Raw genomic sequence first — 18,652 nt, forward strand, 5'->3', positions numbered from 1 at the left:
CCAGTGAATGTGCCGTACGACCGCGAGCGCGGCGAAGGTGGGCGCCCCCCGGGCCCGAACGCCCCCGGGCCCGGCAGCGCCCACCAGGGGCACCACGGCCCCGACGACGGCCACGTCCCGGAACCGCACCCCCAGGACGGCCACGGGCAGCCGCCGTACGCACACGGGGCCTACGGACAGCAGCCGTATCCGGCCCACCCGCCGCACGGGCAGCAGCCGTACCGCGTCGAACAGCCCTACGGCCAGCAGCCGTACGCGCAGGGCGGCCACCCGGGCGAACCGCTCCAGGGCCGTGACCTGAGCGCCCGGGACCCGCTTGGTGAACCCCTGCACGGTCACGCGCAGCCGCCGGGGGGCCCGCTCCACGGCGACCGGCCGGGGGACGCCTTCGAGCACCTCTTCCGCGACCAGCAGCGCTTCCCCCAACAGCCTCCCCAGCCCGCTCCGCACTCCGCAGCGCCACCCCCGGCACCCGCCCAGCCCTACCCGGGCGGTGTCCGGCACGCCGGGCAGCAGGCCCCCCACCCGGGACACCGGCCCGGCCCGCCTCCCCACCACGGCCCCGCACCGGACCACGGCCCCGCGCAGCACCACGGCCCCGCGCAGCACCACGACGCGGGTGCGCAGAACCGGCCGCCGGAGCAGGCCGTGCCACCGCCACCGGCCGGAGGGGCGCCGACCGGGCCCACCCCGCCGCCGCAGGACGCGCCGCCCGCAGCCGCCAAACCGTCGGGCCGCGGCGGCGGGCTGCTGAAGTCCAGCGCGATCATGGCGGCCGGTACGCTCGTCTCCCGCATCACCGGGTTCATCCGCACGCTCGTCATCACCGCCGCCCTCGGCGCCGCCGTGCTCGGCGACACCTACACCGTCGCGTACACCCTGCCGACGATGATCTACATGCTGTCCATCGGCGGCGGGCTCAACTCCGTCTTCGTGCCGCAGCTCGTGCGGGCGATGAAGAACGACGCCGATGGCGGTGAGGCGTACGCGAACCGGCTGCTGACCCTCGTCATGGTCGTGCTCGGCGGGCTCACGGCCCTGGCCGTGTTCGGCGCCCCCCTGCTCGTGCGGATGGTGTCCGTCGAGACGGCGTCCGACCCGGCGGCGAACGGCGTCGCCGTCACCTTCGCCCGCTACTGCCTGCCGACGATCTTCTTCATGGGCGTACACGTCGTCATGGGCCAGATCCTCAACGCCCGGGGCCGGTTCGGCGCGATGATGTGGACGCCCGTCCTCAACAACGTCGTCATCATCTTCACCTTCGGCGCGTTCATCTGGGTCTACGGCACCTCCCGCAGCTCCGGCCTCGGCGTCACGACGATCTCCCCCGAGGGCGTCCGGCTGCTCGGCGTCGGCACCCTGCTCGGCCTGGTGGTGCAGGCGCTGGCGATGCTGCCCTACCTCAAGGCCGCCGGCTTCCACTTCCGGCCGAGGTTCGACTGGAGGGGCCAGGGCCTCGGCAAGGCCATCCGGCTGGCGAAGTGGACGTTCCTCTTCGTGCTGGCGAACCAGGCCGGGCTCATCGTCGTCACCCAGCTCGCCACCGCCGCCGGCGCCGAGTCCGCCGCCGCGGGCAACGACGGGGCGGGCATCCTCGGCTACCAGAACGCGCTGCTCATCTGGCAGATGCCGCAGGCCATCATCACCGTCTCCGTCATGGCGGCGCTGCTGCCCCGGCTGTCCCGCTCCGCGCACGACGGTGACGCCAGCGCCGTACGCGACGACCTCTCGCACGGTCTGCGCACCTCAGCCGTCGCCATCGTGCCGATCTCCTTCGCCTTCCTGGCGCTCGGCGTACCGATGTGCCTCATGCTCTACGCCTCCGCCGGCACGGACGCCGCCTCTTCCATGGGCTTCATCCTCATGGCCTTCGGACTCGGGCTGATCCCGTACTCCGTGCAGTACGTGGTGCTGCGCGCCTTCTACGCCTACGAGGACACCCGCACGCCCTTCTACAACACCGTGATCGTCGCGGCGGGCAACGCCGTCGGGGCCGGGCTCTGCTTCCTGGTGCTGCCGAGCCGCTGGGCCGTCGCGGGCATGGCGGCGACGTACGGCGTCGCCTACGTCATCGGCGTCAGCGTCGCCTGGAAGCGGCTGAGCCGGAAGCTGGACGGGGACCTGGACGGCCCCCGCATCGCCCGCACCTACGCGCGCCTGAGCCTGGCCAGCATCCCCGCCGCGCTGCTGGGCGGCGTGGCCGCATACGCTGCTGTCCGGTACCTGGGCAACGGCTTCACGGGTGGAGCGGTGGCGTTCGCGGCCGGATCGGTGGTCATGGGGGCCGTCTTCGTCCTGCTGGCCCGGCGGCTGCGCGTCCAGGAGCTGACCGCCATGCTCGGTATGGTTCGCGCCAAGCTCGGCCGCTGATACAACCCCGGACCGCCTTCGTGTGTCGTGCACATCGGCGGTCTGCGGGCACAATTGTCTGTGGCCGGACCGGACGGCCGTGCGGAGTGGCCGGCTGGCCCGGCTCACGGGACGCAACGGATGGGGAGGCAGGAGCGACGGTGGCGGAACGGAGCACAGCTGCCGTCGACGTGGCGCACTCGGGCGGCGACAGCGGTGGCGAGGACACGCCGCAGCCTTCCCGCTCGGACGACGCCGCGGCCGACGGTACAGCGCCCCAGAACGACGGCCAGGACGGCCAGGGCAGCGGTGGGGGCAAGCGCCCGGAGCGGTCCGGCCGGGAGAACCGGGAAGGCGGCGCGCCCGATCTGCACAGCGGTCACAAGCTCGCCAAGCGGTACCGCCTGGAGGAGTGCGTCACCCGGTTGGACGGCTTCAGCAGCTGGCGTGCCGTGGACGAGAAGCTGCGCCGGGCCGTGGGCATCCACATCCTGCCGGCCGACCACCGCCAGGTCCGCCCCGTGCTGGCGGCCGCCCGTTCCGCCGCCCTGCTGGGCGATCCGCGGTTCGTGCAGGTGCTGGACGCCGTCGAGGACGGCGAGCTGGTCTACGTCGTCCACGAGTGGCTGCCGGACGCCGTCCCGCTCGGACCGCTGCTCGCCGCCGGTCCGCTGCCGCCGCACGAAGCCTACGAGCTGGTGAGCCAGCTCGCGGAGGCCATGGCCGCGGCCCACCGGGAGGGACTGGCCCACCTTAGGCTCACGCCCGGTGCGGTCCTGCGCACGGGCACGGGGCAGTACCGCATCCGCGGCCTCGCCGTGAACGCGGCCCTGCGCGGCATCTCCTCGGCCACCCCGCAGCGCAGCGACACCGAGGCGATCGGAGCGCTGCTGTACGCCGCCCTCACCCAGCGCTGGCCCTACGAACAGGACGCCTACGGGCTGACCGGCGTCGCGCGTCTCTCCGGCGGCACGCTGATGCCACCCGACCAGGTGCGGGCCAACGTCCACCGCGGCCTGTCGGAACTCGCCATGCGCGCACTCGTCAACGACGGCGCCACCGCCTCCAGCGAGAACCCGCCCTGCACCACACCCGAGGAACTGGTGCGGGCCGTCGCGGAGCTGCCCCGCATCCGGCCGCCGGAGCCCGCGTTCGTGCAGCCGGCACCGTACGAGCGGACGACCTACCAGCAGGGCGCCTTCGTCGCGGAGCCCGTCCCCGCCGTCTCCGTCCCGGCTGGCGCCGCCGCCCCGCTGACCGCGGTGCCGCCGACGCTGCCGGGGCGCACCGGCAAGCTGCTCAAGTGGGGCGTGTCGGCCCTGCTCATCGCGGCGCTCGGGCTGGGGAGCTGGCAGATCGCGGACGCGCTGCTGAAGGGCGACAAGGGCGGCGAGCCCGCTCCCCGGGGGCAGGTGCAGTCCGAGCGGGAGAACGAGGAGCCCTCGGCCGTCGGGAACCCCGTCTCCGGCAAGCCGGTGAACATCACCTCGGCCCGCATCCTCGACCCGCAGGGCGCCGGGAGGGAGGACGCCGACGACGCGGAGCTGGCCTTCGACGGCAACCCCGGCACCTACTGGCACACCCTGCACTACGCCAGCGCCAAGTTCGGCAACCTCAAGCCGGGCGTCGGACTGATCCTGGATCTCGGTGAGGCGCAGCAGGTGAGCACGCTCAAGGTCAGCTTCCTCGGCCCGACCGGCGTGGATTTCCTCGCCAGCCCGGCGACGATCAGCGGTCGGCCCGACTCCCTCGGCGACTTCAGCAAGGTCAGCAGCGGCAACGGGACCGAGGTCGTCCTCACCGCCAAGAAACCGATCAGGACTCAGTACGTACTGGTCTGGCTCACCGAGCTTCCGCTGACCGAGCAGCAAGAATACCGTGGCCGGATCACGGAGATCAGCGTCACCAGCTGATCCGTACGGCGGGTGAGGGAGGGCCTTGACGGTGGGCGACGACGTCACAGGGCACTCCCCGGGCGCCGCCGACGCCTCCTCGCCCAGCGATCACGAGCTTCTGGCCCGGCACGTCCGGGGGGAGCCGGACGCGTTCGGTGAACTGGTGCGACGGCACCGCGACCGGCTCTGGGCGGTGGCGCTGCGCACCCTGGGCGACCGCGAGGAGGCCGCCGACGCCGTCCAGGACGCCCTCGTCTCCGCGTACCGGCGGGCGGCCACCTTCCGGGGCCAGTCGGCCGTCACGACGTGGCTGCACCGCATCACCGTCAACGCCTGCCTGGACCGCGCCCGCAAGGTGGCCTCCCGGCGCACCTCCCTGACCGACGACGACGAGCGGTTCGAGCGGCTGCTGGAACCGCACGAGTCCGCCGCGGCACCCGCCGAGCGGGCGGAACTGCACCGGGAGCTGATCGCCGCGCTGGCCCACCTTCCCGTCGACCAGCGCGCGGCGCTCGTCCTCGTCGACATGCAGGGCTTCCCCGTCGCGGAGGCCGCCCGGCTCCTGGGCGTGCCGGCGGGCACGGTGAAGAGCCGCTGCGCCCGCGGCCGGGCCCGGCTGCTGCCCCTGCTGACCCATGTGCGGCCGGAGGGTAGTTCACCGGAGACAAGGGGAAGGAACCGGACGCAGGGGACATCCGTCCCACCGGCGCGAGGAAACGAGGGAACCGGAGCTGTGAAGGGCGGAGGTGGACCCGCATGACCGCGTCTTCTGCGACGTCCGGTGCTGAAAGCCATCCGGAGGTCACTGAGATCTCGGCCCTGACCGAAGGGCTGCTCCCGCCGGCGCGGTCCACGCAGGTGCGCACGCACCTGGACGGCTGCCCGCTCTGCGCGGACGTCCGCACCTCCCTGATGGAGATCCGCAGTGTGCTGGGCACACTGCCCGGGGCCAGTCGCATGCCGGACGACGTCGCCGAACGCATCGACGCCGCGCTGTCGGCCGAGGTCCTGCTGCACGCCACCACGCCGGGCCGGAACACGTCCGGTGGCGGGGAGGCGGAACCGGACGTGACGCCCCACCGCGCGGTCGCCGCCGGAGCGGCCCCGGCCGGGAAGCCGGGTTCTGCGGCTCCCTCCGCCCCACGTGCGGCCCGCCCTGTTTCACGTGAAACACGACGGCCGCCGGGCGCACCGCTGGGCGGCGGTCCCGGACGTGACGGCCGGGACGGTTCCGGGAGCCGGCCGGGTGGCCGCCGCCGGCGCAGGGTTCTGCTCGGAGGGGTCGGCGCCCTGGCTGCCCTCGCCCTGGCGGTCCTCGTCCTGCCGGACGTGCTCTCCACGGATGCCGGGGACGTTCCGAGCACGGTCCAGGCCGGACCGTCGCAGGAGGGGGAGGAAGAAGCCGCCGGTTCCGGTCCTCTGGCGGACCGGGTCCACGCGCTCCTCGCCGCAGCGCCCGCCAGCCCTCCCAAGGACGCCCAGGGACAGCAGCCGGAGCAACTCGGGCCGGACGCCCAGGGCCGGCCGAACGTGCCGTTCTCCGGGGAGGGTGATCCGGCGGTGCCCGGATGTGTGCGACAGGCCGTCGGCCGGGCGGAGGCTCCGCTGGCCTCCGGTGCGTACGAACACCAGGGCACAGCCGCCTACCTCGTGGTCCTGCCGCACCCCGGCGACTCCAGCCGGGTCGATGCCTACGTGGTCGACGCCGCGTGCGTCACCTCTCCCTCCGGCGCACCCGGGGAGCGGCTCGCCGTCCGCACCCTCGACCGCCGCTGACGCCATCGGCCGCGCGTGGGCCCGGCCGCGCCGGGAGCCGGGCCCACGTCGCCCGCCGGGCGTGGGCCCACCGGGCGGGAATGCCCGCGCCGTAGTATCCGTTGGGTGGAGTGAGAACCTCACCAGAGCAGATCCGGTACGCCATCGGCAGACAAGGAAGACACCCGTGAGTGACGTCCGCAACGTGATCATCATCGGCTCGGGGCCCGCGGGCTACACCGCCGCTCTCTACACCGCGCGCGCGTCCCTGCGACCCCTGGTGTTCGAGGGCTCGGTCACCGCGGGTGGTGCGCTGATGAACACCACCGAGGTGGAGAACTTCCCCGGTTTCCGGGACGGGATCATGGGGCCGGAGCTGATGGACCAGATGCGGGCCCAGGCCGAGCGCTTCGGCGCCGAGCTGATCCCGGACGACGTCGCCGCGGTCGACCTCACGGGGCAGGTCAAGACGGTCACCGACTCCGCGGGCACCGTCCACCGCGCCAAGGCGGTGATCGTGGCGACCGGCTCCCAGCACCGCAAGCTGGGCCTGTCCGGTGAGGACGAGCTGTCCGGGCGCGGGGTGTCCTACTGCGCCACCTGCGACGGCTTCTTCTTCCGGGACCAGGACATCGCCGTGGTCGGCGGTGGCGACACCGCCATGGAGGAGGCCACCTTCCTCTCCCGCTTCGCCAAGTCCGTCACCATCGTGCACCGCCGCGACACCCTCCGGGCGTCCAAGGCCATGCAGGAGCGTGCCTTCGCGGACCCGAAGATCCGGTTCGCCTGGGACAGCGAGGTCTCCGAGATCCACGGCAAGGACGGCAAGCTGGCGTCGCTGACGCTGCGCTCGACGAAGAACGGTGAGACCAGCGAGTTGCCGGTGACGGGCCTGTTCGTCGCGATCGGCCACGACCCGCGCAACGAGCTGTTCCGCGGCGTCCTGGATCTGGACGAGGAGGGCTACCTCACCGTGGACGCGCCCTCGACCCGCACCAACGTCTTCGGCGTCTTCGCCGCTGGTGACGTCGTCGACCACACCTACCGCCAGGCCATCACCGCCGCCGGCACCGGCTGCACCGCTGCGCTCGACGCCGAGCGGTACCTCGCTGCTCTCAGCGACGCCGAGCCCGCCGAGCCCGAGATGGCCGAAGAGGCCGAGGAAGCCGCCGCGGCCATCTGAGCCTCCGCACGCCCATCCCTCCCACACACCGCAAGGAGAATCCATGGCCACCGTGACCGCCACCGACGCCGACTTCGAGAAGGTCGTGCTCCAGAGCGACAAGCCCGTGCTGGTCGACTTCTGGGCGGCCTGGTGCGGCCCCTGCCGCCAGGTCGCTCCGTCGCTGGAGGCCATCTCGGAGGAGCAGGCCGACAAGCTCACCATCGTGAAGCTGAACATCGACGAGAACCCCGCGACTGCGGCCAAGTACGGCATCATGTCGATCCCGACCATGAACGTCTACAAGGGCGGCGAGGTCGTGAAGACCATCGTGGGTGCCAAGCCGAAGGCGGCCATCGAGCGTGACCTGGCCGAGTTCATCGGCGGCTGAAGGTACCGCTCCTTCGTTTCACGTGAAACGGTCCGCTCCGGAAACGGAGCGGACCGTTTTCGTTGTCTCCCGCAGGCTCGTCTTCCGCACGCTGTCCTGCCGGGCGGCAGGCCGGCAGGTGAGGAGCCGACTCCCAAGGCGGGAGGGTGGGCCGCTCACAGCGGCCGGAGTACCGGGTCCTTCTGCACCGCACCGAGCAACTGGTCCAGCGCCCGCTCGACGTCCGCCTTCCAGGAGAGCGTCGTCCGCAGCTCCAGCCGCAACCGGGGAAAGCGATGGTGCGGCCTTACCGTCTTGAAGCCGACGGCGAGCAGATGCTCAGCGGGGAGGAGGCAGCCGGGCTCCTTCCAGCGGGCATCGGCGAACACCTCCACGGCCTTGAACCCCCGGCGCAGGACGTCCTTGGCGACCGTCTGCACCATCACCCGCCCCAGCCCCTGGCCCTGGTACCCGGGCACCAGAGCGGCCGTCATCAGCTGCACGGCGTCGGAGGACACCGGGCTGGTGGGAAAGGTGAGCGAGCCGGGGACGTAGGCCGGCGGGGCGAAGAGCACGAAGCCCACCGGCACCTCATCGACGTACACCACACGTCCGCAGGACCCCCATTCGAGGAGGACGGCGGAGATCCAGGCTTCCTTCTCCCGCTCGGCATGCCCGTCCTTCTCCGCCCGGTCCGCGCTGACCGGATCCAGCTCCCAGAACACGCAGCGGCGGCACGGCATGGGCAGGTCGGGCAAGTTGTCCAAGGTGAGCGGAACAAGCTGACGCCCCATGGAGCCATCGTAACCATGGGGCGTCAGCGACGTGCCGGTCAAGCGGCTGAGCTGCCTTACGCGTCCTGCTGGCCGTCCTCGGGGGTCTCCTCGGAGAGCCGCTGTTCGAGGACCCGCCCCTCACCGGGAGCGAACTGGGTGAGGATGCGCTCCAGATCCTCTATCGAAGCGAACTCGACGACGATCTTCCCCTTCTTCTGTCCGAGGTCGACCTTCACCCGCGTCTCGAAGCGGTCGGACAGGCGGCTCGCCAGGTGGTCCAGGGCAGGCGACACCCTCTTCCCCGCACGCGGTCCGTTGCTCTTGGCCGAACGCCCGGGCTTGTCGCCCATGAGCGTCACGATCTCCTCGACCGCCCGCACTGACAGGCCCTCCGCGACGATGCGGTGGGCGAGCCGGTCCTGCTCCTCCCCGTCGCTCACGGACAGCAGGGCCCGGGCGTGTCCGGCGGAGAGCACCCCGGCGGCCACCCGGCGCTGCACCGAGGGGGACAGGCGCAGCAGCCGGAGGGTGTTGGACACCTGGGGGCGCGACCGGCCGATCCGGTCCGCCAGCTGGTCGTGCGTGCAGTCGAAGTCCTTCAGGAGCTGGTCGTAGGCGGCTGCCTCCTCCAGCGGGTTCAGCTGTGCCCGGTGCAGGTTCTCCAGCAGGGCGTCCAGAAGGAGCTTGTCGTCCTCCGTGGCCCTGACGATGGCCGGGATGAGCTCCAGGCCCGCCTTGCGGCAGGCGCGCCAGCGCCGCTCTCCCATGATCAGCTCGTAGCGGTCGCCGTCGAGCTGCCGTACGACGACCGGCTGGAGAAGCCCGACCTCCTTGATGGAGGTCACCAGCTCAGCCAGAGCGTCCTCGTCGAACTCCTTGCGCGGCTGGCGCGGGTTCGGCGAGATGGCGTCCAGCGGCAACTCGGCGAAGTGGGCGCCCGCCACCTCGTCCGGCAGCGCCGCGGTCTCCGCCTCGGCCCGCTGCTCCGCCGTTCGCCGCGGTGTGGGGGAACCGCTGTCCGGGAGGGCGGTGACCGCCGCCGCAGCCACGCCCCGCTCCGCGCTGATCACGGGTACGGCGGTGGGCGACGTGGCACCGTTGATGCCGATCGTCGGCACCGGGCCGTCGTCCGCCCCTGTCGGTGCGGCGGGGATCAGCGCACCGAGCCCGCGGCCCAGCCCTCTACGTCGTTCGCTCACTGATTCCCCTCCACCGTGCTGTGCTGATGTTCCGGCTGCGCACTCACGTTGCGCAGAGCGATCTCCCGGGCGGCTTCCAGGTAGGACAGGGCGCCACTGGAACCCGGGTCGTAGGTGAGGACGGTCTGCCCGTAACTGGGAGCCTCGGAGATCCGGACGGAGCGCGGGATGTTGGTGCGCAGCACTTCCTTGCCGAAGTGGCCGCGCACCTCCTCGGCAACCTGGGAGGCGAGCCGGGTGCGTCCGTCGTACATGGTCAGCAGGATCGTCGAGACGTGCAGCTCCGGGTTGAGGTGCCCCTTCACGAGGTCCACGTTGCGCAGGAGCTGGCCCAGCCCCTCCAGCGCGTAGTACTCGCACTGGATCGGGATGACGACCTCCGCGCCCGCCACGAGGGCGTTCACCGTCAGCAGCCCCAGGGACGGCGGGCAGTCGATCAGGATGTAGTCGAGCGGCTGCTCGTAGGCGGTGATCGCCCGCTGCAGTCGGCTTTCTCGCGCCACCAGCGACACCAGTTCGATCTCCGCACCGGCGAGGTCGATCGTGGCCGGGGCGCAGAACAGACCCTCGACATCCAGGACGGGCTGCACCACCTCAGAAAGCGGTCTGCTTTCCACGAGGACGTCATAGATCGAGGGCACTTCCGCGTGGTGGTCGATGCCCAGGGCCGTGGAAGCGTTGCCCTGGGGGTCGAGGTCCACGACCAGCACCCGGGCACCGTGCAGAGCCAGCGACGCGGCCAGGTTGACCGTCGTCGTCGTCTTCCCCACGCCGCCCTTCTGGTTGGCAACCACCATGATGCGGGTCTGCTCGGGCCTGGGGAGACCTTCACCGGCGCGGTTCATCGCCTCGACCGCCTGCTGGGCGGCGCGGCCGATGGGGGTGTCGTCCATGGGGGGCAGCGTCTCACGTGTTTCACGTGAAACGTCCGCCAGTTCAGCGCGGGGACCAGGGACCGGGTCGGCCATCGGTCCCGCAGTATTGGCGTCGGACCGCAACGGTTCACTCTCCTCGAAAGGCACCTTCGCAGGCTCAAAGCCTGCCATGCCTTCGGGGTCAGCAACCACTGAGCCCTGCCCACCTGTGGACAACTCACGAGTTGTGGACAAGTCCTCAGGGCGGGGCGGACGCGATTTCCGGTCGTGCGGCTCGGCAGCCGCACGACCCCGACTGATGATTCCATGCAGCAGGGAGCGGCGTTTCACGTGAAACACGATGCACCGGCCTGGAAACCGCAACGCGACGACACTCCGCAATCGGCAGCTTTGCCGCTTTTATGGAGTAAGCACCTCGACCAGGGATACCGCCGCGCGGCCTGCGGCGTCGGGGGCTGGCGGTGTCACCGACACCGCCAGCGCCTCAGCGTCGACGCCGCGCGGAACGACCGGACCGGGCCGCTTTCGCGCGCTTGGCCGCGAACCGCACACCGCCGGGGCTCTCCCCGACCTCGGCCCGCACCACGGTGGACAAGGGCTCCACGATCCCCTCGCCCACCTGCACCACCGTGGTCTTCACCACACCCAGTTTCTGGAGGGCCGAGCGGGCACCGTGCAGCTCCTGCTCCGCCGTGTCCCCCTTGAGGGCCAGCATCTCGCCGTAGGGGCGCAGCAACGGCACACCCCACCCGGCCAGCCGGTCAAGCGGAGCCACCGCGCGGGCCGTCACCACGTGCACCGGCGCCAGCGATCCCAGCACCTCTTCGGCCCGGCCCCGGACCACCGTCACGTGATCCAGCCCCAGCAGCTCCACGACCTCCTGGAGGAACGTGGTGCGCCGCAGCAGCGGCTCCAGGAGCGTGATCCGCAGGTCCGGACGGACCAGCGCCAAGGGGATGCCCGGCAGCCCCGCCCCGGAACCCACGTCGCACACCGTCACGCCCTCGGGCACGACCTCCGCCAGCACGGCGCAGTTCAGCAGGTGGCGCTCCCACAGACGCGGAACCTCGCGCGGCCCGATCAGGCCGCGGCGCACCCCGGCGTCGGCCAGCAGCTCCGCGTACCGCACGGCGTCCGCGTACCGCGTTCCGAACACCTTCCGCGCCGCCTCCGGCGCAGCGGGCGGCGCCTCGGCCGCCCGCTGGCCGTCACGGTGACCATCGTCAGCCGTCACGGCAGGACGACCACGCAGCGCTGCGGTTCCTCGCCCTCCGACTCACTGCGCAGGCCGGCCGCCTTCACGGCGTCGTGCACGACCTTGCGCTCGAAGGGCGTCATCGGCTTGAGCTTCACCGGCTCGCCGCCGCTCTGCGCCCTCTCGACGGCGTCGGTGGCGAGCTGGGTCAGCTCCTCGCGCTTGCGTGCGCGGAAACCGGCGATGTCCAGCATCAGGCGGCTGCGGTCGCCGGTCTCCCGGTGCACGGCGAGCCGGGTGAGTTCCTGGAGCGCCTCCAGCACCTCACCGTCGCGTCCGACGAGCTTGTGCAGGTCGCGGCTGGAGGAGTCGCTGATGATGGAGACCGCGGCGCGATCCCCCTCGACGTCCATGTCGATGTCCCCGTCCAGGTCCGCGATGTCGAGCAGACCCTCCAGGTAGTCGGCCGCGATCTCCCCTTCCTGCTCCAAGCGGGTCAGGGTGTCGGTGCCCTCAGCGGCTTCGGTCGTGTCCGTCACTGATGGACTCCTTCTTACTTCTTCGACTTCGCGGACGACTGCGGCTTCTTCTTGTTCTGCTTCGCCTGCCCCGGCTTCACCTGACCCGGCTTGGCCGGCCCCTGGGCCTCACCGGCCGCCTTGGGCGCACGCTCCGCGGCCTGCTGGGGCTGGCGGGGCTGCTGCGGCTGCTTGCGGAGGTTGGCCGGCTGCGCACCGCCGCTCTGGCGCTTGGCCTTCGGCTGCCGCTTGGGCTGGCTGCGCTGGGCTCGGGCCTGCTCGACGGCCTCCTTGGCGGCGGCCTCGGCCGGGTCCTCCTGGAGCTTGCCCTTGGCCCGCAGCCGCTCCTGGCGCTGCTGGTAGGCCAGCGAGCCGGGGGTGGGGTTGCGCTTGATGATGTACATCTGCTGGCCGAGCGTCCACACGTTGGTGGTCAGCCAGTAGACCAGCACACCGACCGGGAAGTTGATGCCGAAGACGGCGAACATGATCGGGAAGACGTACATCAGCAGCTTCTGCTGCTGCATGAACGGCGTCTTGACCGTCAGGTCGACGTTCTTCGTCATGAGCTGGCGCTGCGTGTAGAACTGCGACAGCGACATCATCACGATCATGATCACGGTGACGATGTGGACGTTCGTCAGCGACGCGTTCAGCGCCTCGACCGTGCTCGCGCTGTCCATGAACTTGGCCGCGATCGGTGCGCCGAAGACGCTCGCGCTCCGGGCGCTCTCGACCAGTTGCTCGTCCATGACGCCGACGGTCTGGTTGTTCGCGATCTTGTTGAGCACCTGGAAGAGCGCCAGGAAGAACGGTGACTGCGCCAGGATGGGAAGGCAGCTGGAGAGCGGGTTGGTGCCCGTCTCCTTGTACAGCTTCATCATCTCTTCGGACTGACGCTGCTTGTCGCTCTTGTACCGCTCCTGGATCGCCTTCATCCGCGGCTGGAGCGCCTGCATGTTCCGCGTCGCCTTGATCTGCTTCACGAAGAGCGGGATCAGGGCGATGCGGATGACGATAACCAGGCTGACGATGGACAGACCCCAGGCCCAGCCGCTGTCCTCGTCGAACACGAGGCTGAACAGCGAGTGGAACTGGACGATGATCCAGGAAACAGCGGTATAGAGAGGGCCGAGGATCGTGTCCACGAATCAGGCTCCTTGGGCGTTGGACTGGGTCCGATGCTGCCAGCGGCTGCGCAGCCGCTGGTGCCAGACCGGATGCTTCCGGGCAGGGACATGGTCGACGCCACCGGGCGACCATGGGTTGCACCGCAGGATGCGCCAGGCGGTCAGTGCCGTGCCCTTCACCGCACCGTGCCGGCGGACGGCCTCGTACCCGTAGTGCGAACACGACGGGTAGTACCGGCACACCGGCCCGAGCATCGGGCTGATGGTCCACTGGTACAGCTTGATGAGCCAGAGCAGCGGGTACTTCACGTCGGCGGCCCTCCAAGCAGCCGCTGCAGCGCGGAATCGAGGTCGCGGGCCAGCCGTCCGTGGTCCGCCTCGCCCGCGCCGGGCAGCGCCCGTACTACCACCAGGCTACCGGGGGGCAGCAGGGGCAGCCGCTCCCGTATCCGGTGGCGCAGGCGCCGCTTCACACGGTTGCGGACGACGGCGTTGCCCACGGCCTTGCTCACGACGAAACCCGCACGCGGCGGGGGGGCGTTCCCCCCCGTCGCGTGCGGGTCCGTGTCCTTGCGCAGGTGGACGACGAGAAGCGGGCGTCCGGCCCGACGCCCTCGCCGTACCGCGGCCGCGAAGTCCTCGCGCCGCCTCAGCCGGTTCTCCGTAGGCAGCACGTCATGGACCTGCGGGCCGTGCGGCTCAGGCCGACAGGCGGGTGCGGCCCTTGCTGCGGCGGTTCGCGACGATCGCGCGGCCGGCGCGGGTCCGCATGCGCAGCCGGAAGCCGTGGGTCTTCGCGCGGCGGCGGTTGTTCGGCTGGAAGGTGCGCTTGCTCACTCGGGGGCTCCAGGAATGCTTGTGTCTGCATGAGACGGTGTGGGGCGCCGACTGGCTGTCACCGTGCGCCCACGAGTAGCTCGCAACGCCCGAGTGCACCGCTTCGTCATCCAGGAGGACTTGCCCATCGGAGGCAGGCGGCAGCAGCCATCGACAACTCGACCTGGTCACGGTACGCGCGGCGGCGCCATTCGGTCAAACCAGGCCCCGCCGACACCGGCACACGCCCGCGTTCCGGCCCTCCGGCGCCCGCGGGAGCCCGGACGGGGGCCGGGGGCCGTCCCCGCATGGCACAGTTGTGCACACCCTGTGGACAACAACTTGAGCGGCACCAGCAGGGCCGACTACCGTGGCCGGACTCCGATTCCTCCCGGCCGTCCCGAGAGCCACACTTTCGCGGAAAGTGTCCCCAAGCGAGTGAGAGAGCGTGCCCTGTGGCTGACGTACCTGCCGATCTTGCCGCAGTGTGGCCACGCGTACTGGAGTACCTCCTCGCCGACGGGCAGGGCATCGAGGCGAAGGACCAGCGCTGGCTGCGCGACTGCCAGCCGCTCGTCCTGGTCTCGGGCACGGCGCTGCTCGGTGTGCCGAACGAGTACGCCAAGGGTGTGCTGGAGGGCCGGCTGGCCCCGATGATCGGCGACGCCCTCAGCCGTGAGTGCCAGCAGCCGATCCGGCTGGCGATCACCGTCACCGGTCCGGCGCCGGAGCCGTCCCCCGGTCCGCCCGGCCACGCGCCCGTCCCCGAGCAGCGCGGGCCCGACCCGCGCGGGCCCGAACAGCGCGGCACGCAGCCCCCGGCGCCCCGCTACGACGAGCAGCGGTACGACGAATCGCCGCGCTACGAGGAACCGTCCCGCTACGAGGAACCGCCCCGGTACGACGAACCGCCGCGTTACGAGGAACCGCCCCGGTACGAGGACCGGGAGCTGCCCAGCGCGCGTCCGGCCTATCCCGGGTACCCGCACGCGCCGCAGCCCCACCACCAGCGCCAGCCCGGAGCGTGGCCGCGCCAGCCGGAGCCGGACGGCTGGCCCCCGCGCGACGCCTACCCGCCGCCGGCGCAGCCCGGCTACGGCGTCCGGGGCGGACGCGAGGCGTACGAGCCCTACGACCAGCGCCCCCAGCCGGGCGGCGGGTACGAGCAGCACCAGCCGCCCCCGCCGCGGTTCGACGAGCTGCCGCAGCTGCCGGCGTCCAGCGGCGCGCCGGGTCCGCTCGCCGCACAGCCGGCCCCGGCCACGGGGCCGGGGGAGCCCACGGCCCGGCTGAACCCGAAGTACCTGTTCGACACCTTCGTCATCGGGGCGTCCAACCGGTTCGCCCACGCCGCCGCGGTCGCCGTCGCCGAGGCACCGGCGAAGGCGTACAACCCGCTGTTCATCTACGGCGAGTCAGGGCTCGGCAAGACGCACCTGCTGCACGCGATCGGGCACTACGCCCGCAGCCTCTACCCGGGGACCCGGGTGCGGTACGTCAGCTCCGAGGAGTTCACGAACGAGTTCATCAACTCCATCCGCGACGGCAAGGCGGACGCGTTCCGCAAGCGCTACCGCGACATGGACATCCTGCTGGTCGACGACATCCAGTTCCTGGCGAGCAAGGAGTCGACGCAGGAGGAGTTCTTCCACACCTTCAACACGCTCCACAACGCCAACAAGCAGATCGTGCTCTCCTCGGACCGGCCGCCCAAGCAGCTGGTCACCCTGGAGGACCGGCTGCGCAACCGCTTCGAGTGGGGGCTGATCACCGACGTCCAGCCGCCCGAGCTGGAGACGCGCATCGCCATCCTGCGCAAGAAGGCGGTCCAGGAGCAGCTCAACGCGCCCCCCGAGGTGCTGGAGTTCATCGCCTCGCGGATCTCGCGCAACATCCGCGAGCTGGAGGGCGCGCTGATCCGGGTGACGGCGTTCGCCAGCCTGAACCGGCAGCCGGTGGACCTCGGGCTCACCGAGATCGTCCTCAAGGACCTCATCCCGGGCGGTGAGGACGCCGCCCCCGAGATCACCGCCGCCAACATCATGGCCGCGACCGCCGACTACTTCGGGCTGACGGTGGACGACCTGTGCGGGTCCTCGCGCAGCCGCGTCCTGGTGACGGCGCGGCAGATCGCCATGTACCTGTGCCGGGAGCTGACGGACCTCTCGCTGCCGAAGATCGGCGCCCAGTTCGGCGGCCGTGACCACACCACGGTCATGCACGCCGACCGCAAGATCCGTGCCCTCATGGCGGAGCGCCGTTCCATCTACAACCAGGTCACCGAGCTGACCAACCGCATCAAGAACGGCTGAACCGGCCCAGCACCGCCTGCCCGGCAGCGAACGTTCCGTTTCCGGGGCGAGCCGCCGGGCAGGCGGTGCTGGGAACGGCCGCTCTGCGGCATCCCCGCCCGGCAGCGTGCCGGGCACCAGGACGGAGGTTCGCTCGTGTTCAAGGCGATCGCAGATGTGCTCCGAAGCATCGGTGGTGCAGTGGCCACCGTCGTCACCCTGCCCTTCCGGGCCGTCGCCCGTCTCTTCGGCGGTGCGTCGAGCACCGCGCACGGGCGCCACTGAGCGCCTTCTCCCGGTGGCGCCCGTGGCGCCGCACACCTCCCAGGACCCCGGTCGGCACCTCGCCGGCCGGGGTCCTGTGCATGTGCGCGGCCCGGTCCCGGACCGTGCGGTGTTCGAGTGCGGCCCGGCCGGGCGATCATGTCCACAGGTTCGGGCGCCTGCGCGCGTCCACACCCTGGGGACCGGGGAGTTGTCCCGACCGTGTCCACAGCCCGGCCCGCCGTGGGATCGTCGTCGCAGTTCAGCCCCCTGGGGATTTGTGCACGCGCGGACTCCACAGGCTGTGGACGGATTCGGGGCGGTCAACCGGGGTCCACGGCTGTCCACCGGCCGCCCACAGGCGGGGGCCGGTTATCCCCAGGTTCTCCACACCCCTGTCCACTGTTCGACAACACGACGCGCCCCCTCACCGGTCGGAGTGAAAGCGGTCACACCAAGCTGCTGGGTTGGGCTGTTGAGAACGTGGGTAAAACTGGGGACGGCGCTGTGGGGAAGTCGCCCCCGCCTGTGCACGGGGTGTGCAGAACTTCCCTCTGTCCACAGCTACCCCCTGTTGGTCCACCGCTGCGCCCACAGGCCCGGTGGATAAAATTCCCCTGCTGACCTGCACAAACGCGGTTATCCCCGGAATCCACAGCACCTACTACTAAGACCACAGAGATAAGCCGGGAAACTCGTGTCGAAGCAGGTCCTGTGCACAACTCGGCTCCGGGCCGCCCCGGCCCCGCGGCGGCGACTTGACCCCGAGCCGCGCCGACTGTCAGCCGAGTGCGTCAGACTGGTCCCCGGCAACCAGCAACAGCAGGAGGCGGCTGAAGGTGAAGATCCGGGTAGAGCGCGATGTCCTGGCGGAGGCGGTGGCGTGGGCCGCCAAGAGCCTCCCGGCCCGTCCGCCGGTGCCGGTCCTCGCCGGCCTGCTGCTGAAGGCCGAGGACGGCACGCTCAGCCTCTCGGGCTTCGACTACGAGGTCTCCGCCCGCGTCTCCGTCGAGGCGGACGTCGAGGAGGACGGTTCCGTCCTGGTCTCCGGCAAGCTCCTCGCCGACATCAGCCGTGCCCTCCCCAACCGGCCGGTGGAGATCTCCACGGGCGGTGTACGGGTGAGCGTCGTGTGCGGCTCCTCCCGGTTCACGCTCCACACCCTCCCGGTGGAGGAGTACCCGGCGCTGCCCCAGATGCCTTCGGCCACCGGCACCGTCCCCGGTGAGGTCTTCGCCTCCGCCGTCTCCCAGGTGGCCATCGCGGCCGGCCGGGACGACACCCTCCCCGTGCTCACCGGTGTGCGCATCGAGATCGAGGGCGACACCGTCACGCTGGCCTCCACCGACCGCTACCGCTTCGCCGTCCGCGAGTTCCTGTGGAAGCCGGAGACGCCCGACGCCTCCGCCGTCGCCCTCGTCCCGGCCAAGACGCTGCTGGACACCGCCAAGGCGCTCAGCGGCGGCGACCAGGTGACGCTGGCGCTGTCGGGCTCCGGCGCCGGTGAGGGGCTCATCGGCTTCGACGGCGCGGGCCGCCGCACCACCACGCGGCTGCTGGAGGGCGACCTCCCGAAGTACCGCACGCTCTTCCCGACGGAGTTCAACTCCGTGGCCACCATCGAGACGGGCTCCTTCGTGGAGGCCGTCAAGCGCGTCGCGCTCGTCGCCGAGCGGAACACGCCGGTGCGGCTCAGCTTCGAGCAGGGCGCTTTGACCCTGGAGGCCGGGTCGAGCGACGACGCACAGGCTGTGGAGCGGGTGGACTGCACGCTGGAGGGCGACGACATCTCCATCGCGTTCAACCCGGGCTTCCTGCTGGAGGGGCTGAGCGCGATCGACTCGCCCGTCGCCCAGCTCTCCTTCACCACGTCCACCAAGCCCGCCCTGCTGCGCGGGAAGCCGGCGGTGGACGCCGAGTCCCACGACGCGTACAAGTACCTGATCATGCCGGTACGGCTGAGTGGCTGACGACATCGCGGCACGCCTCCGAACGAGCGGCTGAGCCCACAGATGTGCGCGGCGGTCGCGGCGTAGGCTCGTGCACGGGCGGCCACC

18 protein-coding genes are annotated in these 18,652 nt (G+C 71.3%); 9 read left to right on the forward strand and 9 right to left on the reverse strand.

What is annotated here, in order from left to right; genetic code table 11:
* Positions 1-3: 3 nt before the first annotated feature.
* The 6 genes from murJ to trxA all read left to right on the forward strand — a co-directional run bounded on the left by murJ (position 4) and on the right by trxA (position 7,552).
* Positions 4-2,370 carry a murein biosynthesis integral membrane protein MurJ gene (gene murJ / locus V1J52_RS17755; protein ID WP_330140825.1) on the forward strand — a complete coding sequence of 789 codons (2,367 nt, stop codon included), beginning with the start codon at positions 4-6 and terminating at the stop codon, positions 2,368-2,370.
* 140 nt (positions 2,371-2,510) lie between these two features.
* The gene (locus V1J52_RS17760) at positions 2,511-4,262 is read left to right on the forward strand and encodes a serine/threonine protein kinase (RefSeq protein WP_330140826.1); all 1,752 of its coding nucleotides are present in this window, start codon (positions 2,511-2,513) and stop codon (positions 4,260-4,262) included.
* A 31-nt stretch (positions 4,263-4,293) separates the two neighbouring features.
* Positions 4,294-5,004, forward strand: coding sequence for an RNA polymerase sigma factor SigM (sigM, locus tag V1J52_RS17765; RefSeq protein ID WP_330140827.1), 711 nt, complete (start codon positions 4,294-4,296; stop codon positions 5,002-5,004).
* The gene (locus tag V1J52_RS17770; protein ID WP_330140829.1) at positions 5,001-6,020 is read left to right on the forward strand and encodes an RsmA family anti-sigma factor; all 1,020 of its coding nucleotides are present in this window, start codon (positions 5,001-5,003) and stop codon (positions 6,018-6,020) included. Before sigM ends, V1J52_RS17770 begins: the two co-directional genes overlap by 4 nt.
* Before the next feature lie 166 nt (positions 6,021-6,186).
* Complete coding sequence (trxB, locus tag V1J52_RS17775) at positions 6,187-7,182, forward strand: thioredoxin-disulfide reductase (RefSeq protein WP_330140830.1); 996 nt, start codon at positions 6,187-6,189, stop codon at positions 7,180-7,182.
* Positions 7,183-7,225: 43 nt separating this feature from the next.
* Positions 7,226-7,552: a thioredoxin gene (gene trxA / locus V1J52_RS17780; protein WP_330140831.1), complete on the forward strand. Its 327-nt coding sequence runs from the start codon at positions 7,226-7,228 to the stop codon at positions 7,550-7,552.
* A 155-nt stretch (positions 7,553-7,707) separates the two neighbouring features.
* On the opposite strand, the gene V1J52_RS17785 is transcribed toward trxA, so the two are convergent.
* The 9 genes from V1J52_RS17785 to rpmH all read right to left on the reverse strand — a co-directional run bounded on the left by V1J52_RS17785 (position 7,708) and on the right by rpmH (position 14,061).
* Positions 7,708-8,325 carry a GNAT family N-acetyltransferase gene (locus tag V1J52_RS17785; protein ID WP_330140832.1) on the reverse strand — a complete coding sequence of 206 codons (618 nt, stop codon included), beginning with the start codon at positions 8,323-8,325 and terminating at the stop codon, positions 7,708-7,710.
* Between the two features lie 56 nt (positions 8,326-8,381).
* Positions 8,382-9,506 (reverse strand): ParB/RepB/Spo0J family partition protein, encoded by a 1,125-nt coding sequence (locus V1J52_RS17790; RefSeq protein WP_330140833.1) that lies wholly within the window; start codon positions 9,504-9,506, stop codon positions 8,382-8,384.
* Positions 9,503-10,552, reverse strand: a complete 1,050-nt coding sequence (locus V1J52_RS17795) for an AAA family ATPase (RefSeq protein WP_330140834.1) — start codon at positions 10,550-10,552, stop codon at positions 9,503-9,505. The genes V1J52_RS17790 and V1J52_RS17795 overlap by 4 nt, the downstream gene beginning before the upstream one ends.
* 313 nt (positions 10,553-10,865) lie before the next feature.
* Positions 10,866-11,615: a 16S rRNA (guanine(527)-N(7))-methyltransferase RsmG gene (rsmG, locus tag V1J52_RS17800; RefSeq protein ID WP_330140835.1), complete on the reverse strand. Its 750-nt coding sequence runs from the start codon at positions 11,613-11,615 to the stop codon at positions 10,866-10,868.
* On the reverse strand, positions 11,612-12,115 hold the full coding sequence (locus V1J52_RS17805; RefSeq protein ID WP_330140836.1) for a Jag family protein: 504 nt from the start codon (positions 12,113-12,115) through the stop codon (positions 11,612-11,614). The genes rsmG and V1J52_RS17805 overlap by 4 nt, the downstream gene beginning before the upstream one ends.
* 14 nt (positions 12,116-12,129) lie before the next feature.
* Entirely contained in the window at positions 12,130-13,242 is a 1,113-nt protein-coding gene (gene yidC / locus V1J52_RS17810; protein ID WP_330140837.1) for a membrane protein insertase YidC, read from the reverse strand.
* Positions 13,243-13,245: 3 nt separating this feature from the next.
* A complete protein-coding gene (gene yidD / locus V1J52_RS17815; protein WP_330140838.1) occupies positions 13,246-13,533 on the reverse strand; it encodes a membrane protein insertion efficiency factor YidD in 288 nt (95 codons plus the stop codon).
* Positions 13,530-13,898, reverse strand: coding sequence for a ribonuclease P protein component (gene rnpA, locus V1J52_RS17820; RefSeq protein ID WP_330140839.1), 369 nt, complete (start codon positions 13,896-13,898; stop codon positions 13,530-13,532). The genes yidD and rnpA overlap by 4 nt, the downstream gene beginning before the upstream one ends.
* Before the next feature lie 25 nt (positions 13,899-13,923).
* Complete coding sequence (gene rpmH, locus V1J52_RS17825) at positions 13,924-14,061, reverse strand: 50S ribosomal protein L34 (protein WP_165302702.1); 138 nt, start codon at positions 14,059-14,061, stop codon at positions 13,924-13,926.
* 434 nt (positions 14,062-14,495) lie between these two features.
* Here rpmH and dnaA point away from each other — a divergent pair, with 434 nt between their 5' ends.
* The 3 genes from dnaA (at position 14,496) to dnaN (ending at position 18,565) form a co-directional block, all read left to right on the forward strand.
* Positions 14,496-16,352, forward strand: coding sequence for a chromosomal replication initiator protein DnaA (dnaA, locus tag V1J52_RS17830; protein ID WP_330140840.1), 1,857 nt, complete (start codon positions 14,496-14,498; stop codon positions 16,350-16,352).
* A 135-nt stretch (positions 16,353-16,487) separates the two neighbouring features.
* A complete protein-coding gene (locus V1J52_RS17835; protein ID WP_330140841.1) occupies positions 16,488-16,616 on the forward strand; it encodes an LPFR motif small protein in 129 nt (42 codons plus the stop codon).
* An 818-nt stretch (positions 16,617-17,434) separates the two neighbouring features.
* Complete coding sequence (gene dnaN, locus V1J52_RS17840; protein ID WP_330140842.1) at positions 17,435-18,565, forward strand: DNA polymerase III subunit beta; 1,131 nt, start codon at positions 17,435-17,437, stop codon at positions 18,563-18,565.
* Positions 18,566-18,652 lie beyond the last annotated feature (87 nt).

The organism is Streptomyces solitudinis (assembly GCF_036323765.1).
Lineage (GTDB): Bacteria > Actinomycetota > Actinomycetes > Streptomycetales > Streptomycetaceae > Streptomyces.

Excerpts from the sequence above, each read along its gene's own strand:
- V1J52_RS17795 (WP_330140834.1), bottom strand. The coding sequence starts at position 10,552 with ATGGCAGGCTTTGAGCCTGCGAAGGTGCCTTTCGAGGAGAGTGAACCG.
- V1J52_RS17770 (WP_330140829.1), top strand. The coding sequence starts at position 5,001 with ATGACCGCGTCTTCTGCGACGTCCGGTGCTGAAAGCCATCCGGAGGTC.
- trxA (WP_330140831.1), top strand. The coding sequence starts at position 7,226 with ATGGCCACCGTGACCGCCACCGACGCCGACTTCGAGAAGGTCGTGCTC.
- V1J52_RS17785 (WP_330140832.1), bottom strand. The coding sequence starts at position 8,325 with ATGGGGCGTCAGCTTGTTCCGCTCACCTTGGACAACTTGCCCGACCTG.